The organism is Lactobacillus sp. PSON, from assembly GCF_052615405.1.
In genome coordinates this window covers 86,956-112,194 of record NZ_JBQXFW010000003.1, presented here as the reverse complement: position 1 = coordinate 112,194, position 25,239 = coordinate 86,956, and the positions used below count along the sequence as shown (strand labels likewise).

General features: G+C 32.5%; 19 protein-coding genes, 1 CRISPR repeat array and 1 other annotated feature. Of the genes, 6 read left to right on the top strand and 13 right to left on the bottom strand.

Going from position 1 to position 25,239, the window contains the following annotated elements; genetic code table 11:
- Positions 1-32: 32 nt before the first annotated feature.
- A complete protein-coding gene (locus ACTHPI_RS02380) occupies positions 33-953 on the bottom strand; it encodes a LysR substrate-binding domain-containing protein (protein WP_445352581.1) in 921 nt (306 codons plus the stop codon).
- A gap of 120 nt (positions 954-1,073) precedes the next feature.
- Here ACTHPI_RS02380 and ACTHPI_RS02375 point away from each other — a divergent pair, with 120 nt between their 5' ends.
- The gene (locus tag ACTHPI_RS02375; protein WP_445352580.1) at positions 1,074-2,855 is read left to right on the top strand and encodes an FAD-binding protein; all 1,782 of its coding nucleotides are present in this window, start codon (positions 1,074-1,076) and stop codon (positions 2,853-2,855) included.
- 98 nt (positions 2,856-2,953) lie between these two features.
- On the opposite strand, the gene ACTHPI_RS02370 is transcribed toward ACTHPI_RS02375, so the two are convergent.
- Positions 2,954-3,853 carry a LysR family transcriptional regulator gene (locus ACTHPI_RS02370; RefSeq protein WP_445352579.1) on the bottom strand — a complete coding sequence of 300 codons (900 nt, stop codon included), beginning with the start codon at positions 3,851-3,853 and terminating at the stop codon, positions 2,954-2,956.
- A gap of 132 nt (positions 3,854-3,985) precedes the next feature.
- Here ACTHPI_RS02370 and ACTHPI_RS02365 point away from each other — a divergent pair, with 132 nt between their 5' ends.
- Both ACTHPI_RS02365 and ACTHPI_RS02360 read left to right on the top strand, forming a co-directional pair.
- Positions 3,986-5,581, top strand: coding sequence for an FAD-dependent oxidoreductase (locus tag ACTHPI_RS02365; RefSeq protein ID WP_445352578.1), 1,596 nt, complete (start codon positions 3,986-3,988; stop codon positions 5,579-5,581).
- A 113-nt stretch (positions 5,582-5,694) separates the two neighbouring features.
- Positions 5,695-7,074, top strand: coding sequence for a PTS transporter subunit EIIC (locus ACTHPI_RS02360; protein WP_445352577.1), 1,380 nt, complete (start codon positions 5,695-5,697; stop codon positions 7,072-7,074).
- A 50-nt stretch (positions 7,075-7,124) separates the two neighbouring features.
- On the opposite strand, the gene ACTHPI_RS02355 is transcribed toward ACTHPI_RS02360, so the two are convergent.
- The 4 genes from ACTHPI_RS02355 to ACTHPI_RS02340 all read right to left on the bottom strand — a co-directional run bounded on the left by ACTHPI_RS02355 (position 7,125) and on the right by ACTHPI_RS02340 (position 13,513).
- Positions 7,125-8,129 carry a LacI family DNA-binding transcriptional regulator gene (locus ACTHPI_RS02355; RefSeq protein ID WP_445352576.1) on the bottom strand — a complete coding sequence of 335 codons (1,005 nt, stop codon included), beginning with the start codon at positions 8,127-8,129 and terminating at the stop codon, positions 7,125-7,127.
- Positions 8,130-8,250: 121 nt separating this feature from the next.
- Positions 8,251-9,570 carry an oligosaccharide MFS transporter gene (locus ACTHPI_RS02350; RefSeq protein WP_445352575.1) on the bottom strand — a complete coding sequence of 440 codons (1,320 nt, stop codon included), beginning with the start codon at positions 9,568-9,570 and terminating at the stop codon, positions 8,251-8,253.
- A 21-nt stretch (positions 9,571-9,591) separates the two neighbouring features.
- Positions 9,592-10,995 carry a glycoside hydrolase family 32 protein gene (locus tag ACTHPI_RS02345; protein WP_445352574.1) on the bottom strand — a complete coding sequence of 468 codons (1,404 nt, stop codon included), beginning with the start codon at positions 10,993-10,995 and terminating at the stop codon, positions 9,592-9,594.
- A 340-nt stretch (positions 10,996-11,335) separates the two neighbouring features.
- Positions 11,336-11,692: direct repeats of the CRISPR family, unit length 30 nt; unit sequence GTTTTTATTTAACTTAAGAGAAATGTAAAT.
- Between the two features lie 624 nt (positions 11,693-12,316).
- Positions 12,317-13,513 (bottom strand): amidohydrolase, encoded by a 1,197-nt coding sequence (locus tag ACTHPI_RS02340; protein WP_445352730.1) that lies wholly within the window; start codon positions 13,511-13,513, stop codon positions 12,317-12,319.
- A 150-nt stretch (positions 13,514-13,663) separates the two neighbouring features.
- Positions 13,664-13,916 (top strand) — a binding site (T-box leader).
- Positions 13,917-13,984: 68 nt separating this feature from the next.
- Between ACTHPI_RS02340 and ACTHPI_RS02335 the strand changes: the two genes are divergently transcribed.
- On the top strand, positions 13,985-15,610 hold the full coding sequence (locus ACTHPI_RS02335; RefSeq protein WP_445352573.1) for a peptide ABC transporter substrate-binding protein: 1,626 nt from the start codon (positions 13,985-13,987) through the stop codon (positions 15,608-15,610).
- A 125-nt stretch (positions 15,611-15,735) separates the two neighbouring features.
- Here ACTHPI_RS02335 and ACTHPI_RS02330 read toward each other — a convergent pair whose 3' ends face one another.
- From ACTHPI_RS02330 to ACTHPI_RS02305, 6 genes are all read right to left on the bottom strand, one after another.
- Positions 15,736-17,154 (bottom strand): C69 family dipeptidase, encoded by a 1,419-nt coding sequence (locus tag ACTHPI_RS02330; protein ID WP_445352572.1) that lies wholly within the window; start codon positions 17,152-17,154, stop codon positions 15,736-15,738.
- A gap of 19 nt (positions 17,155-17,173) precedes the next feature.
- Positions 17,174-17,539 carry a PqqD family peptide modification chaperone gene (locus tag ACTHPI_RS02325; RefSeq protein WP_445352571.1) on the bottom strand — a complete coding sequence of 122 codons (366 nt, stop codon included), beginning with the start codon at positions 17,537-17,539 and terminating at the stop codon, positions 17,174-17,176.
- 2 nt (positions 17,540-17,541) lie between these two features.
- On the bottom strand, positions 17,542-19,482 hold the full coding sequence (locus ACTHPI_RS02320; protein WP_445352570.1) for an OPT family oligopeptide transporter: 1,941 nt from the start codon (positions 19,480-19,482) through the stop codon (positions 17,542-17,544).
- A gap of 150 nt (positions 19,483-19,632) precedes the next feature.
- Positions 19,633-19,947: a metal-sulfur cluster assembly factor gene (locus ACTHPI_RS02315; RefSeq protein ID WP_445352569.1), complete on the bottom strand. Its 315-nt coding sequence runs from the start codon at positions 19,945-19,947 to the stop codon at positions 19,633-19,635.
- Positions 19,948-19,960: 13 nt separating this feature from the next.
- Positions 19,961-20,842, bottom strand: a complete 882-nt coding sequence (gene sdaAA, locus ACTHPI_RS02310) for an L-serine ammonia-lyase, iron-sulfur-dependent, subunit alpha (protein ID WP_445352568.1) — start codon at positions 20,840-20,842, stop codon at positions 19,961-19,963.
- 17 nt (positions 20,843-20,859) lie between these two features.
- A complete protein-coding gene (locus tag ACTHPI_RS02305; RefSeq protein ID WP_445352567.1) occupies positions 20,860-21,525 on the bottom strand; it encodes a serine dehydratase beta chain in 666 nt (221 codons plus the stop codon).
- A gap of 234 nt (positions 21,526-21,759) precedes the next feature.
- Between ACTHPI_RS02305 and ACTHPI_RS02300 the strand changes: the two genes are divergently transcribed.
- Positions 21,760-23,112, top strand: coding sequence for an MFS transporter (locus ACTHPI_RS02300; protein WP_445352566.1), 1,353 nt, complete (start codon positions 21,760-21,762; stop codon positions 23,110-23,112).
- 172 nt (positions 23,113-23,284) lie between these two features.
- On the opposite strand, the gene ACTHPI_RS02295 is transcribed toward ACTHPI_RS02300, so the two are convergent.
- The gene (locus tag ACTHPI_RS02295; protein ID WP_445352565.1) at positions 23,285-24,040 is read right to left on the bottom strand and encodes an MIP/aquaporin family protein; all 756 of its coding nucleotides are present in this window, start codon (positions 24,038-24,040) and stop codon (positions 23,285-23,287) included.
- 376 nt (positions 24,041-24,416) lie between these two features.
- Here ACTHPI_RS02295 and ACTHPI_RS02290 point away from each other — a divergent pair, with 376 nt between their 5' ends.
- Positions 24,417-25,211 carry an enoyl-CoA hydratase-related protein gene (locus ACTHPI_RS02290; RefSeq protein WP_445352564.1) on the top strand — a complete coding sequence of 265 codons (795 nt, stop codon included), beginning with the start codon at positions 24,417-24,419 and terminating at the stop codon, positions 25,209-25,211.
- Positions 25,212-25,239: the final 28 nt, after the last annotated feature.

Below are 25,239 nucleotides of genomic sequence, written 5' to 3'. Positions count from 1 at the left end.
TTCATTAATCTAATAGGACTATTTTTATACTTTTAATTGAAAAATGAATTCTCCTTAAAGTAGTTAGTAATGCTTTGAGTAATATTTTTAATTAATTTATGAGAATTATTTAAATAAGAAATTCCAATACTAAGTTGTAATAAATTATCTGGAATATGAATAAGCTTGATTAGTTTATTCTCTTTAGCTGCAATTTCTAAAGCAGTATCTTTTAATGAAATAGCAAAACCATATCCTTTTACTGCTAGCTTTACAGCTGCAATAGAATTTTGAACTTTAATTTTCTTGTTAAGATTTACTTCATGTTCTAAAAACAAATTATCAATTATGGCTTGAAAGAAAGAATCATCTGTAAGACTAATATATGGTAAACTATCCAATTCTTTTAAGTGTTCTCGTTTAAGCTCTGCAGATTGTAAATTATAAATCGAAGAACTTTCTGAAGCAACTATATAAAGTTGAGATTGAGTTACATAAATTGATGAAATATCTTTATTAGTCAAAAATTTGCCAATAAATATATCAATATTATGATCAAGTAAATCTTTTTGGGCTAAATTAGTTGTTCTTTCATAAAAGGAAAAGGTAATATTTGGAAACTCTTTTAATAGATATTCTAGTAATTTATCCGCATTAATTTCTAGCCATGGCTGATTTAAAGCAATCTTCACTTGGTGTTCGACTGTTTTCTTATAGGGTAAAAGATTATATTTTAATTCATTTCGTGTTTCAATAATTTTTCTTAAATTATTGAGAACTAATTCACCGGCTTGTGTTAATTTGATAGGTCTTTCTTTTCTATATATAAGTATTACATCATATTTCTTTTCAGCATCTTTAATGATTCTACTTATATATGGCTGACTAAGAAATAGTTTATTTGCAAGCTCACTAATTGTATTACAGGTTTGGATTGAATTTAGAATATCATATAAATTTTCTTCTTTATTCATAATTTTATTACTGTTTAGTTATATTTTTTAATATTAAAAAGTATTGTACTTAATGTGAATTTTAACACATAATTAGTTTGTAAGCGATAACAAATATTAAATTATGAAAGGTAGTTATTTATGCTAAGACAAAATAATTGGAAGGCAGTTTATGATGTTGTTGTTTTAGGTTTTGGTGGAGCAGGCGCAACTGCCGCAAGATTTGCTGCAGATAATGATGCCAAAGTTTTGATTATTGATATTGCTCCATATGGTCATGAAGGCGGCAATACACGTTATTCAGCTCAATTAATTGGTACAGGATATAATCGTGATGAGCTTAAAAAATACTATAAAGGTTTAACTCATCCAATGAGTTTACCTGAAGATATGGTAGATCTTTATGTAGAAGGCATGGTAAAAATTCCTAAATATGTTAAGACATATTTAGATGTAGATCCAGTTAGTTTTATGAAAGATTTTAATATGCCATATGCTAAAAAAGCTTCTGCTTGTCAGGAATATCCAAATTTAGAAGGGCATAAAACTTATGATTATACAATGGTTCACAATGGTTGGTTTGATGCAGCACTTTGGAAAATCTTGCGTCAAAAAGTTTTAAATCGAAATGACAAAATTGATGTGTGGTATGAAGCTAGAGCTATGCATTTAATCCAAGATTCTAATAATAAAGTGATTAAAGGTGTTGAAATTATTAAAGATGGTCAGATAATTAATGTTTTAGCCAAAAAAGGTGTAATTTTAACTACTGGTGGTTTTGAAAACAATAAGGAAATGATTCAAAATTATTTAGGTGTACCAAAACTTTCACCGCTTGGAACTATTTACAATAAAGGTGATGGTATAAGAATGGCGGAAGAAGTTGGTGCGAAGTTATGGCATATGTGGAACTATGAATCTTTAGGATTATTACATGGACTTTCATTTGATACGCCTGAAGGAGAACGTTCACAATTATTTTTAGGTTGGTCCGAACTTAATAATGGAAGTATTTTTATGGTAGCAGATGATGGTATGAGATACTTTAATGAAACTGAAAATAATCGTCATGGGCATATATTTGATCATAGTCAATGGAGAGTACCTAAAACACAAGAAAAACCATATCTTATTTTTGATCAAGCACAATTTGAAGATATGCAGAAAAATAAGGAGCTTTTTTTAAATATTAAAAATAGACTTATCAAAGCTGATTCAATTGGAAGATTAGCTAAAATTACAGGTTTAAGTGTGAATGGATTAGAGAAACAAGTTCATATTTTTAATCAAGCAATTGATAATGGGGAAGATCTTCAATTTAACCGCCCAATTATTACAATGCGTAAATTTAATAATGGTCCATTTTATGCAATTAAGATGACTTACAATGTATTAAATACACAAGGTGGTCCTGAAAGAAACACTAAGGCAGAGATACTTGATACTAATCAAAATCCTATTCCTCACTTATATGGTGCTGGTGAATTAGGCGGTATTTGTGCTAATCAATATCAAGGAGGGGGTAATTTGGCAGAATGCTTGATTTGGGGCAAGATTGCTGGTGAACAAGCTGCTACAACTATTGATGAAGTTAACGAAGAGGCATCAAATCAATATAATGGTATAAATGAATTAGTAGATGGAAATAAAGTTGAAGATATTAAACTTACTAATAATCAATCTTTGGGTTCATCTGACGCAGGTATTGGTGGCAAGTTAGTTGTTCGTGTAACTCAAGATGATAATAAAATTACTAATGTGGAAGTTATCCAAGATCATGAAAGTGAAGATATAGGTAAAAAAGCTTTAGTAGAAGTTCCTAAAAGAATTGTAGAAGCTAATTCAATTGATGTAGACGTAGTTTCAGGCGCTTCAGCAACTAGTCGTGCAATTAAAGAGGCTGTAAGGGATGCTTTAAAATAACTAATAAAAAACGAAACAAGATGTAATATATTGAAGTGCCTTATAATTATTAGATGCAAGTCTAGAAATTATAAGGCATATTCAATTAGATGTTAATTTTAATGTTTATTTTGATAAGTTAAGAAACCTTCTTTAAGGTATGTAATGAATCTATCTAGACAATTTGCATGATTAGGTTTTAGTTTAACAATTCCATAGCTAAGATTGATATTGTATTTAATTGGAATTATAGTTACAAGATTCGTGCTTTTACCAGCAATAAAGTTGGGCATAATACTAATGCCTAAACTAGATTTACACATTAAATATGCAGTAGAAACATCGGTTACATAACTAATATTTAAGTTAGAGTTGTTTTTTGTAATTAATTGTTGAAGTTCAAACTGTTTAGGTGGACACCAGCTACTGTCTAACATAATTATATTGGTATTATTTAAATTTTCTGGTTCTAATTGAGTTTTATTGGCCAAAGAATAAGTTTTAGGAACGACTGCACAGAAATAGCCTATAGTAAGTTCAATATACTTAACTTGTTTTAAATCTTTAAAATCATCTTTTGTTGTTAGAATAATATCGGAGTTTTCATTGAACAGTTGCTTTTTTAAGGTTTCATGATTAGAAGTTTGAAGATATATTTTTTGATGAGGATGTTTAAAACTATAGTGTTGTAAAATTTGTGGTAAGAATTGATTTTCATTGGGAGAAGAAGTTATACCTATAGTTACTTTGGCTTTTTCTTCATTATTACTTTGAACATTTTGTAAGGCTTTATAATAGTTATTTATTAATGACTTAGCATCTTGATAAAATACTAATCCGTCTTGAGTTGGTTTTACACCACTACGAGAGCGAGAAAGTAATTTAACTCCGATTTCATGTTCAAGTGAATTAATAGCTTGAGAAACAGCAGGCTGTGAAATATGTTTTCGTTCTGCAGTTTTTCTAAAATTATGTGTTTCAACAGTATCTACAAAAATTTCTAAATGGTCTAAGTTCATAAATAACCTTCTTTTTATTTGATAACAAAATCTTATTAATAATAACAAAAACAATAAGTGAGACTTTTTACTATATGTTACTATATAACTTGTAAGCGATAACATCAATGACTAATAAATGGAGGTAAAATTATGGGGAATGACCTCGAAACATGTAATACAGAAGTTTTGGTAGTAGGTGCAGGTGATTCTGGCATGATGGCTGCAGCTGCGGCACGTGAAGTAGGTGCCAAAGTGATTTTGCTTGAAAAAGGCGAAACTCTTGGTCCTTTAAGATTATCCAATGCTGCAATTAATTCAAATGCTCAAAAGAGAGCAGGTATTTCAATCAATAAACATGATATAGTTGAATACTTAGCCTCATTTGCTCAACATAATGTAGATCAAAAATTATTAAATATTTGGGCCGACCATAGTTCAGAAACTGTTAACTGGTTAGAAGATAATATTTTAAAGCCTAATGGTGCATATATACGATCAGAACCTGATGCAATGGTAGCGGGGGATATTTATAAAGGATTTCCAACAGAAAACGATCCAACTATAGATGGAAAATCATATGTATCATATGCCCATTGGTTTAAAAAATGGTTGGAAGATAATGATATTGATATTCGTTATAGCACTTCTTTAGTTAAATTAATTAAAGAAGGAGATACTGTTACTGGTGCAATTGTAAAAGATACAAAGGATGACAAGGAATATCAAATTAAGGCTTCTAAGGGTGTAATTCTGTGTACCGGTGGATATTCTGCTAATAAAGAATTGCTTAAAAAATGGAATCCAGAAGCATTAAAGAAAAATGTTTATAATGATAGTCCGAGAAATGATGGTACAGGCATTACCGCAGCTCTTGAAGTTGGAGCTTTACGTGATCAAGAACCTGCAGAATGTATTTTTGATAGGGGACTCGTCCCTGTAGGAACAAAAACTGAGGATATGTATGTTCAAACCGCTAATACAAAAAATTGGCTTTGGATTGGCTCATATCCATTTTTAAAAGTTAATCTTCGTGGTAAAAGATTTGCAAATGAATCCATACCATATCAATTTATTTCTAATGCTGCAGCTAAAGAACCGGGTTACTTATATGCTATGATTTGGGATGATAATTATGCGGATGAGTTAAAACAATTCCATATGCTTGGTTGTGCTAAGTTTGGTTTTCCGGGATACATGACTAATAAGCAAGCCTTTATTGATGACGTTGAACAATATATAAAAAAGGGGTTGATTATTAAAGCTGACACAATTGAAGAACTAGCTGAAAAGCTTAATTTGCCAGTAGAAAACTTAAAAAAGACAGTTGAACGCCAAAATCAAAATTATATTGATCACGTTGATTATGACTTTGGTAAAGAATACTTTAGAATGAGTCCTATAAAAAAGAAACCATATTATGGTTGTATTTTAGGTGGACGTATTTTAGGTACATTTGATGGATTAAGAGTTAACGAAAATATGCAAGTTTTGGATAAAGAGTATAATCCAATTAATAAACTTTATGCTGCAGGTAATGATAGTGGTGGATTCTTTTGGGGATCATATCCAGATCGTGTTCCCGGGTTAGCATCTAGCCATGCACAAACATTTGGTCGATTAGCTGGTAGAGTTGCAGCTAATGATGGTAAGCTTCCTAATGAACTAGAGAATAATGTTGATTCAGAAATTCATACTGTTAAAGTATCGGATAATATAGAAGCTTCAACCGGAGCTTCTATGCACTAATTAATGTAATCATAATACATTATTTCTCTCTTCTTATCTATGTATTCAATTGTTCTATAGTGGTAGAATATTATAGCAAAATAATAATTGAATACTTGTTAAGGAGTAAAAAAGTGAATTTTTCTAATTTAGGAAAAGAAATAATAAAAAATGTTGGTGGAGTAGAAAATATAAATTCTCTTTATCACTGTACAACTCGCTTACGTTTTGAGTTAAAAGATGAGAGTAAGGCTAATACAGCAGCGATTAAAAAATTACCATTAGTCTTAGGAGTAACTTCTGCTAATGGCCAATATATGGTTGTACTAGGTAAGAATGTAGCTCCTACTTATGAAGCCATTATGGAAGAATATCATTTAAGTGATAAAGTTCAGCAATCAAGCAACAGTAAAAAATTCACTTTGAAAAAAGCAGGTAGAGTTACGTTAGACTATATTCAAGCCTCAGTAACTCCGATGATTCCAGCATTAATTGCAGGCGGTATGTTTAAGGTGTTTTTACTAATAATAACCGCTTGGATTGCCCCTTCTTTTGCGAAGACTAGTAGTTATATGTTACTAAGTGCGATTGCAGATGCACCATTTTACTTTATGCCGATTATGGTTGCCTATGGTGCCGCATTAAAATTAAAAGCTACGCCTACTTATGCAATGATGGCAACTGCATCATTGCTATATCCAAGCTTTCATGAATTATTAAATAAACTAATGACCAATCCTCATTTGGCAAGTCCTACTTTATTTAACTTACCAGTTAAAGTCGTCAACTATGGAACGTCTTTGTTGCCAGCTTTATTAATATCGCTTGCTGCATATTATGCTGAAAAACTGTTAAATAAACTTATTCCCGGTATCTTAAAAACAGTGTTTGTAGGTGTGGGAACTATATTTATTGCTGGATCATTAGGATTTTTAATTTTAGGTCCAGTTGGAAACTATTTAGGGGAAATAATTGCACAGGTTATAATTTTTCTTGGAAAAACAGTCGGTCCGCTTGCAACAGGTCTTTTAGCAGCAGCTTTACCATGGCTGGTAATGACTGGGATGCATGCCGCTATTGCGCCGTTTATGCCGCAATTAATTAATAATCCTGGTTATGATCCATTAATTCGACCTGCGTTTTTACTTCATAATATGGCTGAAGGTGGAGCTAACATTGGAGTTGGCTTACGTACTAAAAATAAAAAATTACGTAGTGAAGCATTTTCACTTGCTGTTGATGCGATTTTTGCTGGAGTTACAGAACCTTCTCTTTATGGGATAAACTTAAAATATAAGCGTCCTATGTATGGTGTAATGGCAGGAGGATTTGTTGGAGGCTTAACTGCAGGTTTGCTTGGAGCTAAAGCATATTTGGTAGGTTTTTCAACTATTTTTGCAATTGCTTTATTCGAAAAAACCGCACTAGCAATTATTATTGGAATTATAGTTACTATTGTGGTTTCAGCAGCGGTTACATATGTTTTAGGTTTTGATGAAAATCAACAATATTAAATAAATACCCTTCATAAGAAATAATTTTCTTTTGAGGGGTATTTTTGTAATTAGTTTGTTGTTAATTTTTTTAAAGTTGAACCTTCTCTTAATAGAATAGGTAATACATATTTGTTTTCTACATGTTTATTATTGATTAAATGCTTTAAAACACTAATTGAAGTTTTAGCAATTAACTGAATTGGCTGAACAATAGTAGCAAGCTCTGGACGCATTATTTTGGTAGTTGGCGCACCATCGTAACCTATTATTTGAAGATCTTGGGGTATTTTTATTCCACGCTGTTGAGCAATCTCTAAAATAAGTATCGCATCGACATCATTACTTGCAAAAATCCCGTCCACATTAGGATGTTCATCGAACAATTTGTTATATAGCTTCTTTTTTTCGTTTATATTAGCATTAAATTTAATCTTATAAGTAATAGGTTGTCTGTTATTAGCAATCATTACATCTTCATAAGCTTTATTTCTTAAATAATCATTTTTATCAAAACTTTCTACACTATCTGTATGAATGATTTCTTTAGCACCACGTTCAATAAGAGTTTCAGTTGCTAGTTTCCCGCCTGCATAGTTATCAGAGCTAATATTTGGTATAGTTTCATTTAAATATCTATCAATTGTAACTAGTGGCAAATTAATATCAGTATATTCAGGAATTTTATTTTGATGATTATGGGTAGCAATGATTAATCCATCTACTTGGCGAGCTAAAAGTTGTTGTAAATAAGCACGTTCTTTGTGTATATCATTTTCTGCATTTCCTAAAAAAACTTTAAAACCATTGGAAAAAAGATTTCTTTCTAATTGATATGTTAATTCACCAAAAAATGGATTGGCTACGCTGGGAACTAAAATTCCAATAGATTTAGTGCGGTGGGATTGTAACTGTTGTGCAATCATATTTGGTTGATAATGTAAAGTTTGCATTGCAGCTTCAACTTTTGCGATTGTCTTTTCACTAAGATATCCTCGATGGTGAATTACACGCGAGACAGTATTAGTAGAAACACCTGCAAGTTTAGCTACATCAGTCATTTTAGGTTGATTCATTATATTCCTCATCTCTTTATTACTAATTTATTATACTATTTTAGAGGAGGAAAATTGTAATATACAAAAAATAAGTATTTAAAATCTTAAATACTTATTTAATATATTATATAAACAACAACTAATTACTGCCTTTAAGACTTTGTTGCTTATGCTGTGTATAATGGTGTGAAACAGCTAACGGTTGACCATTTACTTCTTGATTGTCTTTTCTCAAAATAAAGAATGCGTAAATTGCGGAGCAGATAACAATCATTGAAATTACCAAGAAAGTGTTACGATAACCAATTGAATCATGAAGCATCCCTAATGGTGTTGAAAATACGATTTGACCAATTTGACCAGCGATTTGACCTACTACCATGTACATTGTGGCAGAAAGTCTCGTATCAAAGTGAAGTGTCAAGTAACGGAATAATGCCAAGGCAAAGATAGCAGTTTCAGGAGCATGGAATAATTTTACAATTGAAATCCCCACTGGATTGGTAACAATTCCACAAAGACCTATTCTTAAGAACATGATAGTAACCCCAATTAGTAGAGTTTTACGTACGCCAATTTTTTTCATTATCCAAGGAACGACTGCCATCATTGCTGCCTCTAAGAATACTTCAATAGAGTTTAAAATACCATATGCAGTATTACCTTGAGCTGGTGTAGTGAAGAATTGCGTGAAAAATTGTGGAAACATCTGTTGATCAAAGACGGTATAGAAAGAACCACTAAAAATAATAAATATTACCAATTCCCATAATTGCTTCATTTTAAAAACACTTAGAATATCTTTAAAGCTCGGCTTTTCAGAATCATGTTTTTCCTCTTTTTTATCGATAAATTCGTTAATTTCTTGAGGATTTTTTGTTTTATCAAAACATAATAACAAAAAAGTTAAAACACTCAATGCACTACATAACCAAAATACTAAATATGGACTAACAGTAAATAGATAACCTGCGCAAAGAGCAGAAATTGCATAACCAAATGATCCCCATGCTCTAGCTTTTCCATATTCAAAGCCATATCGACGACTCATACGTTCAGCTAATGCTTCAAAAGTTGGAGATGCTGCAAGAAAGGCAAATGATAGATAAAGTGAGCCGCAAAATGCACCTAAAATAAAATTAGAATGAAGTAACGGAGCATATATCCAGGTAAAGAATGGTCCAAGCAACATTTCTAGAACTGTAACAGCTATTAGTAGACGTCTTTTTATACCTAGTTTATCTTGAATAGAGCCATAAATAAACATTAAAATCAAAGTGATTGCAGAGTCAAGAGTATAAATTAATCCAACTTTAGCTCCTGAAAATCCGAGATCATTAGTTAGCCAAATTTGGAAGAATGACCACCAGATTCCCCATGCACTAAAGAATAATAATAAACTTAGTGAGCTTTCAAGATAGAACGGATTTTTAAAAATAGAAATTTTTTCTTTATTCATAATAATTGCCTCGTAATTAAATCAACGAAGGGCATATGCAGTTATTTCAGTTTGACAGGGTTGTTTGCTTGTTACTGAATATGAGACTGTGCCTTTTGCGTAGTAACGATCTGTAAATGAAGTCCAACCGTGATTAATAAAAATTTCAACAGAACTTGTATCAATATAAATTTGGAGTTGTTGAAGTTGTTGTGGTAGTTTTGCATAACGTTTACCATCTTTACCACGACGAGTTAATACAAGTTCATGATTTTGATAATTAAGATTGATTAAGATACCTTTATCATCCTTAAGCTGCCAATTGAAATCATTAGGTACATCATCAAAATTAAAGATAAATTCTGTATGTTGTGGGTCACTCACAGTTAAGTTTTGTTCACCAATAATGGTTAAAGTGTTATTAATATCCTTCTTTTTACGGAGGCTAGTTAACTCTTTAATTGGCTCAGCATATAAGTGCTGGTTTTTAATATGTAATTCACGTGGGAGAGTGAGTAATCCGGCCCACCCATCAGTATGTTCTGCTTGATTTTCATCAAATGGACTCATCCAACCGATTTGAATTCGTCTATTATCTGGAGATTCAAAAGATTGAGTTGCATAAAAGTTATGACCGTGATCTAATTCATTAAAATCACTACCAGTGAATTTATTTGTTTGATAATCAAGCCGACCGATTGAATAGCAAACTTGTGAAACATTTAAATATTCTTTATCAGTAGCTTTAATTCCTTCAGGAGAACAAATAAGCACGTCATGGCCATCTAAACTAAATAAATCAGGACATTCCCACATGCTGCCTTCACGGTTAATATTATGAGATTTTGCAATCGTACCTTTTAAATTCCAATTAAAAAGATCATCGGAGGAGTAAAGAAGAATACGACCGTGATTTGTTTTCTTATCACGACTACCTAATACGAGATAGTATTTTCCATTATGTTTCCAAACTTTAGGATCGCGAAAGTCTTGAGAATTATCATCTGGTGCTGAAATAATAGGATTATCTTTATATTTAGTAAAATGAATACCATCTTCACTGTAAGCGATATTTTGATTTTCCCAAAAATGATCTAAATCATTATCATTATAATAATGTTGACCAGTATATATTAGATAAAGCTTATCATCTTTAACAATTGCAGAACCTGAAAAGCAGCCACCTTCATCTTCAGAATCACCTGGAACAAGTGCGACTGGTAATTGTTCCCAGTGAATGAGATCTTTACTGCGAACATGTCCCCAGTGCATCGGTCCCCATTGAGTAGAGTAGGGGTGATATTGATAAAATACATGATAGTAGCCTTTAAAGTAGCAAAGACCATTTGGATCGTTAAGCCAACCGCCATTAGTTGCAATGTGATAATGAGGTCTATAACGATTGTTAGTAATATGAACAATTTTGTTTGAATTAAGTTGTTTCATTCTTTAGTCTCCTTAATTTATTTTTTTGCTTTTTGTTAGCGCTTACATACTTTATGCTAGTTCCAATCTGCTTATATGTCAAGCGCATAACATAAAAAAGCAAAAACATATATTATGCGTATAACATATTTAAGTTAGCAATCAGTCCATGGATTATTATTTATATCTGTTGATGTATAGTAACCTAATATTTAAGGGACATCGACAGATGCTATAAATGTTAATCTTATAGAGTTCTATAAAAAAGTTGCATTTTTAAGATTTTATTTTTATAACAATTAGACAAATCGACAGAATATGTCCTATAATACTTAGTATGACAAGGCTGATTGTAGGTAGCGTTTTTATTTAACTTAAGAGGAATGTAAATCAGGGAGAAAACACACTTACAAAACTTACTGCATCGTTTTTATTTAACTTAAGAGAAATGTAAATAATAATGTGTTAAGTTCACTAATTTTATTCTGGTATTGTTTTTATTTAACTTAAGAGAAATGTAAATCTACTATTAGTATTTAACCCAGCAAAAGGCTTACCGTTTTTATTTAACTTAAGAGAAATGTAAATAAAGAAGCTAATGATCGTGAAAAGTTTCAAGCTGAGTTTTTATTTAACTTAAGAGAAATGTAAATTAAGACAGTAAACAATACTGCAACTGCAGCAAAAAGTTTTTATTTAACTTAAGAGGAATGTAAATAAAAATGCCAATCTAGCGTCGCTTTCCAAATCACTTTTAACTTAAGAGGAATGTAAATAGATCAAATGGAATACAAAAAGGAAAAATTTTTGGTTTTTATTTAACTTAAGAGGAATGTAAATTACAATTGTTAATACAGCTATGGGGCAAAGTTCAGGCGTTTTTATTTAACTTATGAGAAATGTAAATACGCCTATCGTCCCTATTACTGCTACGATGTAGGGGTTTTATTTAACTTAAGAGGAATGTAAATGACATTCCTTTTTTTACCCAATAATCAAAAACTTGGTTTTTATTTAACTTAAGAGGAATATAAATTCGAAAAAAGTAGATACTTTACGAAATGAAGGCAACAGCGTTTTTATTTAACTTAAAAGAAATCTAATCCAAGTTAGTATAAGTATATATATTGTAAGCTTTGTGTTCTAACGAGGATTTAAAGTGCATTTATTATTAGAATTTCAAGTGCCTTTCATAAGAAATAATTTTCTTTTGAGGGGTATTTTTGTAATAGATAATATAATTATTTTATGTGCTTATTATCAATATCAGATAGTTTAAATTAAAAAGTAGCTCTAAACTAGATTATTAGTAAGTTAGAGCTACTTTTGATGTAAAAATAATTTATTCGTTTTCAAAATAATAGCTAATTATAGCTGCTGCAGATTTTGCACAAATAATTAAACAATCTTCGTTCATTAAGAACTTTGGACTATGATGTGGATGAATACTCCCATCATATGGCTGACAGCCAACATAATAGAAACAAGCTGGAACTTTTTCACCATAATATGCAAAATCTTCAGATGGAGTAATTGGGCCACTATCTTTAATTTCGGTTATTTCTGGAATATTACTTTCTTTAATCCAATCTTTAGCCTCTTGAGTTAGGATAGGATTATTTATAAGAACCGGGTAGTTATCATCATAGTTTAGTTCGGACTTTGTACCAAACATAACATCTGTTCCGTCCAATATTTGTTTAATATTGTTTCTAATTAAAGAGCGATCATCTTCATTCATTATTCGGACATCGCCTTTCATCTTCACTTGCCCTTGTATAGCATTGTAAGCTTTGCTTGCTCCATCAAAAGAACTAATAGTTACACTGGCTTCATGAAATGGATCAATGCGCCTAGAAACTATAGTTTGAACTGCATTAACAAAGTTAGAGCCAGCAACAATAGCATCATTACTTAAATTAGGCATTGCAGCGTGACCACCTTTGCCAGTAATTGTTAAGTCAAAGTTAGCACGTCCAGTTTGTGTGGCACCAGAATGAAGTTGGACACTCCCAGTTGGAAAAGTACTCATAACGTGAATACCAAAAATATCATCAACATTATTTAAGCACCCATCCTTGATCATTGAAATGGCACCACCTGGTGCAAGCTCCTCTGCTGGTTGAAAAATCAATCTGATACTGCCATTAATTTGATTCTTAAGTTGAATTAAGCATTTTCCTAAAACTAACAGATAAGCAGTATGTCCATCATGACCACAGGCATGCATTATTCCTGGGTTTTTAGATTTAAAAGGCAAATCATTATTTTCCGTGATAGGTAAGGCATCAAAGTCTGCGCGCCACGCTAGTTTTTTACCGGGGTTATTTGCATTAATGTCGACAATAATCCCATATCCATCTCCGCAGTCATGAACTTCGCAATCTAAATTTTGATAATAATTTTTAATGAATTTAGATGTGTTTTTTTCGTGAAAAGATAATTCAGGATGTTCGTGCAAATAACGTCTAATTTTGATTATTTCATCTTTATGCTGTTCGAGTAAGTTCATTAATTGTTTTTCAAAATTTGTATTCATCATAACGCCTCAATTCCTGTCTAAGTCTATCTTAAGACTAATAGTTAAAAAAAGATAATGAAATGGAGTAATATTTTATTACAAAATAAAGTTTAATTTTTATTGACTTTTAGTTTAATCCGAGTATTATTATTTTCAACAAGAAATAAATCAATAGCTTTGATAAGGAAAAGTAGGTTGAACTACGGCTTTCAGAGAGTTCCTGGTTGGTGTGAAGGAATAGTTACGGTTTTGCTGAAAATCACCTTTGAGCAGTAATTGCAATATGAGCAATTGCAGGGTCCGCCCTTTATAGCGGCGACGTATCGTCTGTTCTATTTGGAATAGGCCGCACGTGCATGAGGCTAAGTAAGTGATTTGACTTAGTGAATTATAGGTGGTACAGCGCTAAGGCGCCCTATTAGATCAATATGGTCTAGTAGGGCGCCTTTTTTTCTTTATCAAGCTTTTTTGTTAGAGGAGTAAATAGTTATGAAGGTAAAAGGATTATTAACAGTAGCAACTGTTACTTTAACAGCGTTGTTAGCAACAGCTTGCGGAAAAAAGTCTTCCGATAAAGCTGATGGGCAAACCTTACACTTAATGCAAACCAGTGAAATTCAATCCCTTGATCATTCCAATGAAGCAAACATCAGTCAGTGGAATGTATTAGAGAACTCTATGGAAGGATTATATAGAGCAGATAAAGAAAATAAACCAATTCCAGCTCTTGCCACTAAATTAGTAAAGCCAACAAATAATGGTAAAAGATATACATTCACACTTAGAAATAACGCAAAATGGTCAAATGGGGACCCAGTAACTGCACAAGATTTTGTGGTCTCATGGCGTCGCTCAGCTAGTCCAACATCTAAGTCTGGATATGCTTATATTTTTACGGGAGTTAAAAATGCAACCAAAGTTACAGCTGGGAAGCTACCAGTGAAAGATTTAGGAATCAAAGCGTTAAACAAACACACTTTACAGGTAGATTTAGAATATCCAATGCCATATTTTACACGAATGATGGTTATGCCAGCATTTTTCCCACAAAGTCAAACAGCACTGAAGAAATTTAAAAATGAATATGGAACTGCATCTAATAAGATGTATTATGACGGACCGTTTAAAGTTAATGGATGGACTGGTAGTAATTTAACATGGAGTTTAGATAAGAATAAATATTACTATAATAAAAAAGACATCCATTTACAAAAAATGACAATGCAGGTAGTTAAAGATGCAAACACAGCTCAGCAACTTTTTCAACAAGGAAGTCTTGATGATGCTACCATTACCGGAACTACAGCTCAAGGCATGCAAAATGATAAGAACCTTATGCACCTTAAAAGAGCAGGAGTATACTCTTTGCAACTCAATAGTAGAAAAGATGCAGTTTTATCCAATGTTAAATTAAGACAAGCACTAAACTTAGTTCTTGATAAAAAACATTTAACTAAAAAAGTCTTAGCGGATGGTTCAACTCCAGCCTATACTTTCGTGGCTCCAAACTTAGCTCAAGATCCTACTGTTAGAAAAGATTTTGCTACTGAAATGAAACCTAGTGAAACGTTTAATGTTAATAAAGCAAAGAAATTATGGCAAGAAGGATTAAAGGAAGAAGGAAAAAAGAAAGTAGATTTGAAATATTATACTGATGATCAAACTATCAATAAAAATATTGCTCAATTTGTTCAATCACAAGTAGAGACTAACTTAAAAGGAGCAAATGTAGAAGTTCATTCTGTCCCTAAGAAAAACGCTCAAGATAATGTAGCCAAAGGAAACTTTGATATGTATTTATCTTTATGGTTAGCAGATTATGCTGATCCAATGAGTGATTTAGATATTATGCAAACGAATAATACTCAAAACTATGGTAAGTACAGTAGTCAAGTTTATGATAATTATGTGACAGCTGCTAAAAGTAAGAGTGCAGTAAATCCCAAGAATTATTGGAAAAATATGCGTGGCGCTCAACAGCAATTAACTAAAGATGCAGCGATGACGCCACTATATAATATGACTGAAAGTCATTTGGTTAGGAAAAACCTTAAAGGTGTATTATGGCATCCAGTTGGTGAAGTAGATTATACTAGAGCTTATTTCAATGAATAGGCAAAAATATACTGAATTAAAAAATATATTTTTTAAATAAATTATAAAATTAAACTCGCTGATATATCCAAGCTCTAGATTTAAGCTAAGATTATCAGCGAGTTTTTATGAGTTATAATCAGCTATTACAAATTAGGATCCATCTTAAATGACATTTTAGAAAGTTCGCATCCCTGAGTTAATAAGTCATAGAACAATTCAAGTGTGCGTTTATTGTAATGACTAGCAATTTCATGGTTTTGTTCAGTTAAATAATCAATTAATTCTTGACCATCAAGTTTTTCAGCTTTTTCATCAACTTCAGCAATCTTACGACGAGCCCACTCGTTTAGTTCATTTTGATAATCAGTGTCTTGTTCCATAAATTCATCATAGTGACTTTCAACAACTTCAGCTAGTGCCTGATTAAGCCAATAAGCAGACTTTAGGTCCATCTTTTTTGGAACTTCACGGTAAGATTCATCAGTGTCATTGCTATTAGCAAAAAATGGAACGTATGGATTAAAAGCAGGAACCCCTAATTCAATCCAATGAATACTAGATTTGTATTTTTTAGAATTACGGACTTGCAAAATATGTGACTGAGCAGTTCGTGAAAGAGAAATTGCGCGGTAGGTCTTATTTTGAGGACTGTCAGACATTGGATCATATGGTGTTTCATTAAAGTGAGACTTTAATATATATTGAATATCTTCAAAAGAAATCTTGAATTCCGCCTTACGAATGAATGGCATTTCATCATCTTCTGGCATTTGATCTTTAGCGGCTTTAGGACTTAAATAACGCTGTGCAAACCAAGTACGAGGAGTATTGTAATGGTGGTCTTTTTTAGTTTTCGTACCAAAAATATGACGGAAATCCCAACGATTTTCATCTGGATTTAATTGATGTTTTTCAACAAATTCTCGAATTCCATCAGCCCACATATAATTATCAGGATCGTTAAAATCAATATCCTCAATTGCCATTTGGTTAGGAGTAACAGCATAGCAATCATCAGGAATACGAACGGCAACCCATTGATGACCAGTTACAATTTCCATGTACCAAATACTATCTTCATCGGAAAATTGAATCCCGTTCCCTTCGGCAGACCCATATTTAGCAACTAATTTTCCAGTATATTCAACTCCTTCACGAGCTGAATGAATAAATGGCAAAATCAAAGTACAAAGTGAATCTTCTGCGAGCCCATTTTTAACATATGGATCATATGCTAAAACGCGGTCATTTGCATAAACGCTTTCAGTAAAGGATGCTGCAACATTTGCTTCATTTATACCATCTTCTTCATTTGGACCAGTACTTTGATCAAGGTGTGGGGTAGAAGTATAACGCATACCGTCTTCTGGCATTGGAACTGTTACCTTGTTGTAAGGTGAGATATAAGTTTCATGACGCCCTTTTACGGCAGGTTTTACTACAAAACGTTTAGGTGTAATGGCTTTTACACGATCTTCATTACGAGCTATAAATGTTGCTCCATCTAATGAAGCTTTTTTACCAACCATAATTGAAGTACAAGCATCAGTATTCTTTTTCATGATAAACCTCCTAGGTTATTTATTTTTTAACTTTAATAATTAAATGATTTTGTTGGTCTAGTTCTCTAAGATAGATTACTAAACGAGTGTATTGATATTTACGAGTTTCTTTAAACTTGTTGCCGAGTTTTTTTCCTAAATCATAGACATTAGTTTTTCCATCTAAATTATGAAAAACAAAACTTCCATATTTATCTAATTCTAAAGTGCTTTTTTCAGGAATATTAAAATGAAGATATTTACGAAAAAACTGTTGAATTGGGTGATTGTTTTCTTTGACGATCGTAATAATTCCGTCTTTTTCAACAAATTTAACAGCGGGATTACGCTGGTAAATCATTTGTTTTAACTCTTCATCAGTAATACCTTTTTTATTTTTAAACATTTTTATTCTTTGGCGTCCTTTTTACTTTGAGAATCATGAATTCTAAATAATGGCCACATAACACAAATGAGCATAATTACTAAAAGTACCCAAGCCATTTCGTTGGAGGCAAAGAATCCGGTTAATGTTTTATCTTTTAAAACACCAAATACATGCAAAAAGATACCAATTAAACCAAGAATTGAAGCTCCAGCAACTAGTCCTGATGAAAGACTAATTCCACTTGAAACACGATGATCACGAGTAGACTTATCTTTAGTAAGCTTTTCTATAATTAAGCGAACAAGAGCACCAATGAAAATAATTGAAGTAGTTGATGCAGGAAGATAAAAACCTAATGCAACTGCCATTACAGGAAGTCCAAACATTTCAAAAGTGACTGCAAGAACAAGACCGCTAATAATCATGACCCATGGTAATTTATTTGACATAATGCCTTGAGTTAATGCAGCGATTAAGTTAGCTTGTGGAAGTGCAAATGGAGGGTTAGAGCCAGTTATTCTAAGTTGTGGTTCAAGTAAAACCATGGTTCCTACTACTACAATGGTACCGATTGTACCAGCGATTAAGTAGTATTTGGACATTTCATTTTTACTACCACCAATAACAAATGATACTTTTTGGGTTTGCATATAACCACTACCAACAGAAATGGCAGTTACGATAAAGACTCCAAAAGTTAATAGGATTTGAACATGGTCAGTATTTGTCCAGCCACAAAGAGCAAATATTAAAGTTAAGATAACCATTGAAGCAATTGTCATTCCGGACACTGGGTTATTTGAAGCACCAATTAAACCAGCCATTCTAGCAGAAACAATTACAAATAGAAATGACAATAAAATTGAAAGAATTCCACCCAATAACATGATTACTATATTATTGTTTGAGAAAAAGAATGCTAAAACTAAAATTAAAATAATTCCACTTAATAATAAAATTGACGATCCTTTATCGCTATTTTTTCCAGAAGCTGATTTTTTAGCCTTTAAAGTAGCGGAAATTGATTGTTTAATTGCGGGAATAAGTTTAATTGCCCCAATGATCCCACCACCAAGCATCATTCCGGCACCGATATATTTAAGATAAGAACTAATTACAACATCGGCGTTTGCTTGACTTAGTTGAATACTAGCATTATCCCATACATGCCAATTTGAACCGGCCATAGCAATAAAGTAAGAAATTAATGGACCAACTGCAAATCGTGCAAAAAGCATCCCTGCCATCATTATTAGAGAAACTTTCATACCAATAATAAAACCAAGCCCTAGAAGCATTGGATTTACTTCAGTCGACATAGACCATTTATAAAACTTTTTGCTAGAAAAACTGATTGTACTATTGAATAAGCCTAAAAATTGATTAGTGAAAAGGGTAATTAATCCACCAATTCCAAATCCTAGGCCCATCATCTTAAGAGATTCACCTCCGGCTTCGGAAGCAACGATAGTTTCCGCAATTGCCATTGATTCAGGATATTTTAAAATTCCATGTTCAGTAATAATTAAATAATTATAAACAATATTAGAAACACCAATAGCAAATGCTACTGCAGCTACCCCTACTAGAAAACCATAGAAGAAGTTGATTTTTCGTCCAATTAAAACAATCGCAGGTAAAACATAAATCATCCCACTTGCTATTGACTCACCGCCGCTTGACATACCTTGAATCAAGTTAACTCCGAGAATACCCTTCTTTTTAGCAAAAGCTGCTACTAAACCAGAACCTAAAATAGCTCCAGGAATTCCGGCTGAAACAGTTAATCCTGCCTTCATCCCAGAGTATGCTGTAGAAGCAGCAAAAATAATTGCTAAAACGGCACCAATAATCATAATAACTGCGCTGCCGCCGAGTCCATCATGTTTTCCGATATAGGGGTGATATTTTTCACCGGGAACTCCGCCGTACGCTGAATGATCGAGCGTTTTCTTTTTCATAGTCATACCTCCTCGTATTCAATTTTATATAATAACGCTTTCATATTAAATTATATAATTATATGAATATATTAACAAGGGATACGACTATGATTATTGTATATGTAGTCATAATTTATCAAAAAAACAGTGAATTCATTCACTGTTTTTTTATCTTATTCCTAATTGCTTTTTAGCAACGCTGCTCATTTTTTCTGGAGACCATACCGGATACCAGACAAATTCAACATCAACATTTTTAACTTCAGGAACTTTACTGACTTCTTCTGTAATTTTATTAATTAAAAAACCAGTTAAAGGACAAGCTGGGGTAGTAAGTGTCATATTGATTAAGCAAATTCCGTCTTCGTCTAAGTCAATAGAGTAAATTAATCCCAAATTAACAATATCTACTTGCAATTCAGGATCAATTACTTGGCAGAGATGATTTATAATATCATCTTTGATTAATTTACCTTCACGCATTATAGATTCCTTATTATACATTTTTCCCAAAAATTTTAGTTTTAATAGCCTGACCAGTAGGAGTGCCAGCTAGGCCGCCAATTCCAGTTTCTCTTAAAGCAGTAGGCATAGATTGACCTACTTTGTTCATTGCTAAGATATATTCATCTGCAGGAATAACGCTTTTGCAACCTGCAAGTGCCATATCGGCTGCAATTAATGCATTTGTAGCGCCGATTGCATTTCTTTTTACGCATGGGACTTCTACTAAACCCGCGATTGGATCACATACTAAGCCTAATAGGTTAGAAAGAGCAATAGACAATGCTTCAGCACTTTGTTGAGCATTACCTCCTGCTGCTTCAACACTAGCAGCTGCTCCCATTGCTGAAGCACTTCCAACTTCGGCTTGACAGCCACCTGAAGCTCCAGCAATGACAGCATTATTAGCAATAATTAATCCAAAGCCTCCAGCAGTAAACAAAAAATTGATTTCTTGTTCTTCAGTAAGTTCAAGTCGATTTTCTAACATGAACAAAATTCCAGGTAAAGTTCCTGCGGAACCCGCTGTTGGAGTTGCGCAAACTATTCCCATAGAAGCATTAACTTCATTTGTTGCAATAGCATTTTGTACTGCTTGCATCATGGTGTCACCAGACAAGGTTTTATTATTATGGCGATAATTCTTGATTTTTACTGCTTCTCCGCCACTTAGACCAGTTTTTGAAAAAACGCCTTCACCTTCCTGACCTTTTTCAACTGCTTTTTTCATAGTGGAAAGATTATATTTCATTTTATTCCAAACTTCTTTTCGAGAAAGTCCTGAAGTAAGGCATTCTTGCTCAATAATTAACTCTGAAATTGGTTTTTGGAATTTTTGGGATGCAGAAATTAATTCTTTTACTTTGTTATACATATTAATTGAGTCCTATTTTAATAAAGTACAATAATAGACTTGAATTTATCGTTAAGTTCTTTAACTAAACTATCCTGGAGATAGTTTTTTAAATTGTATTCATAAATGTAACTATTTTCTGATTGATAAGTATTTTCTTCTACAAAGGGAGCATTTTCCTTTAAAAAGTTACTTAGTGGTAAATTTGAATTTTTATGTTTTTTATGATCAATATATATAATCATAGGTAACAAACCTGATGACTTAATTTCAATATTATCTATGATAAGGCTTCTGATTTCAATGGCCCCGCCACCAATTGAACAACCTGACAGCTGTCGATATTTTGTATTATCTTTCATATCTAAAATAGCAGTATTGGGATGGTGGATAGGGCTGTCGCCCTTTTCTTCAACAAAGCGAATATCAATTCCTTGCTTGCGGGCAATTTCAGGAGCTTGAGGAACTCGTGGATCATCTGGTTCAAATCCCAAAATTCCTGCTGCAATAGCATAATCTGTTCCGTGACCACGATGGGTTTGAGAAAAAGAACCATAGTAATGAACCGTGACTTTTTTAGGAACACCGCCAAAAAGTTTATTTCCTTCTCGTCCAATGGCGACTGCCCCAGCAGTATGTGAGCTTGATGGACCAATCATTACTGGACCAATAATATCAAAGACACTTCTATATTTATTTACCATAATTTCACCTCAATGTTTATATAATGAGTATTCATAACTAAACAATACCATTGCTTTTAATTGCTGTAAATAATTGTATAACTTTAGTAAAATTTTCCAACAAAATAAGCATTAGTCAGTATCTAAATATGTAAATGCTGATTAATGCTTATTTATTTTATTTGTTTTGTAATAATATGTAATATTTTAAGGTGATAATGATATGCTTATGTTGTAAGAAAAGGAGGAGATTTTATGTTTCATTGGATTTTACAGCAGCCAGATTCTAAAAAGTTGGTTCCAAAGGCTAAAATAGCCAGTGCGTATAAATGGCACCAATTGGGAGTATTACTTGCTACATGTATCGGATATATAGGTTATTATATTATTCGCTTAGTGTTTACGACTGAACAAACTGACATTATGAAAGTATATAATTTTACTACTGCCGATATCGGCTTGGTATTGTCATGTTTTGGTATTGGATATGGAATTGCGAAGTTATTTATGGGAGCATTAGTCGATAAGTGTGATTCTAATCGCTATTTGATGTTAGGATTATTGCTATCAGCTATTTTAAATATTTTTCTTGGAAGTACACGTAATTTATACGTTATGATGTTTCTAATGTTTTTGATTGCAATTACTCAAGGAATGGGAGCGGCAGCCTGTCAAAGAATGATTCAATTATGGTGGGGAAGGCGAATGCGCGGAACTATTTTTTCTATTTGGTCTTCAGCTCACAATGCAGGTTCATTTATTTGTGTGGCTATTGTTCAATTAGCAACGTTTTTATTTGCAGGGTCACTGCCAGCTGTGTTTTATACTGCTTCAGCAGTTTCATTTGTAATTTGTATCTTTATTTTAGTGTTTGGTGCCGATCGGCCTCAAGTTGTAGGCTTGCCAGATATTTCTACATATACTGGTGATAAGGTGATTTTGGAAAATGGAAAAGTTTCTGTTGCAGATTCTACGAAATTAAGTATTGGACAAGTTTTTGTTAAATATATATTAAAAAATAAACTTGTTTGGGCAGTTACTTTGACCTCTATGTCGCTTTATTTAGTAAGATATGGTATACAAAGCTGGATTCCATCTTACTTAGTTCAAAATAAAGGTTTTGATCCTAGCTTTGCTAAGTGGTTAATTGGTATTTTTGAATTGGCATCTGTACCGGGAGTAATTATTATTGGGGCAATTTCAGATGTTTTAAAAGGACGTCGTGGACTTGTTTCTATTGCTTGTGTGATAGGGATGTTGATATGTTTAACGGTTTACTTCTTTAGTAATAATCATGCGTTGATAGTGACTGTATTATTAATAATGGGGAACTTGATTTATGCACCGTTAACTCTTGTAGGTTTAATGGTAAATGAAGTTGTACCTAAATTTGCTGTTGGAGCTTCCACTGGTTTTATGGGCTTTTTCCAATATATATTTGGAGAAACAATTGCAACAGCACTGATTGGAATCTTAGTTAATCAATATGGCTGGATTGCAAGTAATACAGTTTTGTATGTTGCATCATTCTTTGCGATTTTGTTTTTAATTTATACAGCTATTAGTGAAGGTAAATTGCGTAAAGAAGTGAAGAGAGAAGAAAAATAAACTTTAATAATTGTATAGTTAAAGATAAGAATACTTAGTTTTATTAAATTATAATTTATTATTTTTGGGAACTTAATTATCTGATTAAGTTCTTTTTTTATACATAAATAAGCATCAATTACAAAATTGTACTTGATGCTTATTATTTTTTAGTATTCCACATTGATATATTTTAAAGTCCAAATGAAAACTTATACATACCAATTCCAATAATTGCACCTAATATTGGAGCCACTACTGGTACCCAACTATATTCCCAATTTGAACTGCCCTTATTAGGAATAGGCAAAATTGCATGAATTATTCTAGGACCTAAATCTCGAGCAGGATTTAAAGCTGGTCCAGTAGGTCCTCCTCCTGCCATTACTAAGGCAGTAATCACGAGTCCAATACCAATATTCGCAATATCAATTGATTGTTTAAAAAACATTCCTCGATAAAGTCCCATAGCTATAAAGCCTAAGATAGCTGTATCAATTAATTCACTAATGAACCCGTTCCATTTACTACCCATAGTATCTCCAGTAGAAAAACAAGCTAAAATTTTACTCTCACTATTTGGAGTATTTTTGAAGTAAATCCAATAAATAGCAACAACTAATAATTGACCAAAAATTGCTCCCAACATTTGTGCCACTATATATTGAATTACATGAGACCAAGGGAAAATTCCGCAAGTTGCTTCTCCAAGTGTAATAGCTGGGTTAATATGATTTCCTGAAATTGAACCAAATAGCATTGCAGGTAGCATTACACCGAAGCCAAAGCCCCATGCTATAAAATTCCAACCACCATTAGATTGACCATCTTTTCCATTAGCAGTTGTTCCATTAAGAAATGAATTAGAAACAGCACCATTACCTAATATTACTAAAATAGCAGTTCCAAAAAATTCAGCAATATACCTAGACATCCACGTTCCAGACATAATAATACCTCCTTTAACTAAAATATTGTTCAAAGTAAACTTATTTTATATTCAAATTAAGCGTTTACACAAATTTTACTAGTTTAATAAAATTAATTGTTATATCTGTTATTTATGTTAGTTATGATAGACTTTATGCTTACTGTGGCATGAGTTTTAAATAAATAATTGTGAAATAATTATCATATTTTTATACTTGTTATAGTGAATATTACCAAAATTCATAATGTCTACAAGCTAGTATTTGTAAGCGATTTCAGCAAAAACTACAAAAAAGTAAAAAATGTTATCAATTTGCTAATTGTGTTGAAATACACAAGAATAATAAGCGTTGAGAGCAAAACAGATGAGTTGTTTTTTGAAAGGACAAAATATTATGAGTTTCAATACTTACGAAAATGTTTTATTAGATGAAGTTGAAGATGGAATTGCTGTTTTGACAATTAATAGACCTAAAGCATTAAATGCTTTAAATCTAGCTACTTTGCAAGATATCGGTGATGCATTACGTGAAATTAAATCAAGAGAAGACATCCGTGTAGTAATTATTACAGGATCAGGGGCAAAGGCATTTGTTGCAGGAGCTGATATTAAAGAGATGCAAAATGATAATGTAACAGAAGCTTTGAAACTTTCAAAACTTGCCCATTCATCATTTGGTGAAATTGAACACTTACCACAATTTGTAATCGCTGCAGTTAATGGTTATGCCTTAGGTGGTGGCTGTGAACTCGCATGTTCATGTGATATGAGAATTGGGGCAATCAGTGCTAAAGTAGGACAACCAGAAACTGGCTTAGGTATTATTCCGGGCTTTGGTGGTACACAACGCTTAACTCGTGTAGTTGGACGTGGAAAAGCTAAAGAATTAATTGCAACTTGCGATATGATTGATGCTAAGGAAGCTTATAGAATTGGATTATTTGATGAAATTGCTGAACCAGAAGAGTTGATGAACAAGGCAATTGAAATTGCTCATAAAATTATGAAGAATGCGCCATTATCTGTTGCTCGTGCAAAGTATTCAGTTGATCGTGGTGCTGATTTGCCATTAGATGTTGCAATTGATATTGAAAGTCAAATTTGGGCAGAAATGTTTGACACAGAAGATCAAAAAGAAGGTATGGCTGGATTTGTTGAAAAGCGTCCAAAGCACTTTATTGGTAAATAATAGGTTAAATAAATTACGTTAGTTGATT

Excerpts from the sequence above, each read along its gene's own strand:
- ACTHPI_RS02340 (WP_445352730.1), bottom strand. The coding sequence starts at position 13,513 with ATGAATACAAATTTTGAAAAACAATTAATGAACTTACTCGAACAGCAT.
- sdaAA (WP_445352568.1), bottom strand. The coding sequence starts at position 20,842 with ATGTATAACAAAGTAAAAGAATTAATTTCTGCATCCCAAAAATTCCAA.
- ACTHPI_RS02320 (WP_445352570.1), bottom strand. The coding sequence starts at position 19,482 with ATGAAAAAGAAAACGCTCGATCATTCAGCGTACGGCGGAGTTCCCGGT.
- ACTHPI_RS02335 (WP_445352573.1), top strand. The coding sequence starts at position 13,985 with ATGAAGGTAAAAGGATTATTAACAGTAGCAACTGTTACTTTAACAGCG.
- ACTHPI_RS02375 (WP_445352580.1), top strand. The coding sequence starts at position 1,074 with ATGCTAAGACAAAATAATTGGAAGGCAGTTTATGATGTTGTTGTTTTA.
- ACTHPI_RS02355 (WP_445352576.1), bottom strand. The coding sequence starts at position 8,129 with ATGAATCAACCTAAAATGACTGATGTAGCTAAACTTGCAGGTGTTTCT.
- ACTHPI_RS02330 (WP_445352572.1), bottom strand. The coding sequence starts at position 17,154 with ATGAAAAAGAATACTGATGCTTGTACTTCAATTATGGTTGGTAAAAAA.
- ACTHPI_RS02315 (WP_445352569.1), bottom strand. The coding sequence starts at position 19,947 with ATGCGTGAAGGTAAATTAATCAAAGATGATATTATAAATCATCTCTGC.
- ACTHPI_RS02370 (WP_445352579.1), bottom strand. The coding sequence starts at position 3,853 with ATGAACTTAGACCATTTAGAAATTTTTGTAGATACTGTTGAAACACAT.
- ACTHPI_RS02300 (WP_445352566.1), top strand. The coding sequence starts at position 21,760 with ATGTTTCATTGGATTTTACAGCAGCCAGATTCTAAAAAGTTGGTTCCA.
- ACTHPI_RS02290 (WP_445352564.1), top strand. The coding sequence starts at position 24,417 with ATGAGTTTCAATACTTACGAAAATGTTTTATTAGATGAAGTTGAAGAT.
- ACTHPI_RS02325 (WP_445352571.1), bottom strand. The coding sequence starts at position 17,539 with ATGTTTAAAAATAAAAAAGGTATTACTGATGAAGAGTTAAAACAAATG.
- ACTHPI_RS02350 (WP_445352575.1), bottom strand. The coding sequence starts at position 9,570 with ATGAATAAAGAAAAAATTTCTATTTTTAAAAATCCGTTCTATCTTGAA.
- ACTHPI_RS02305 (WP_445352567.1), bottom strand. The coding sequence starts at position 21,525 with ATGGTAAATAAATATAGAAGTGTCTTTGATATTATTGGTCCAGTAATG.
- ACTHPI_RS02380 (WP_445352581.1), bottom strand. The coding sequence starts at position 953 with ATGAATAAAGAAGAAAATTTATATGATATTCTAAATTCAATCCAAACC.
- ACTHPI_RS02345 (WP_445352574.1), bottom strand. The coding sequence starts at position 10,995 with ATGAAACAACTTAATTCAAACAAAATTGTTCATATTACTAACAATCGT.
- ACTHPI_RS02295 (WP_445352565.1), bottom strand. The coding sequence starts at position 24,040 with ATGTCTGGAACGTGGATGTCTAGGTATATTGCTGAATTTTTTGGAACT.
- ACTHPI_RS02365 (WP_445352578.1), top strand. The coding sequence starts at position 3,986 with ATGGGGAATGACCTCGAAACATGTAATACAGAAGTTTTGGTAGTAGGT.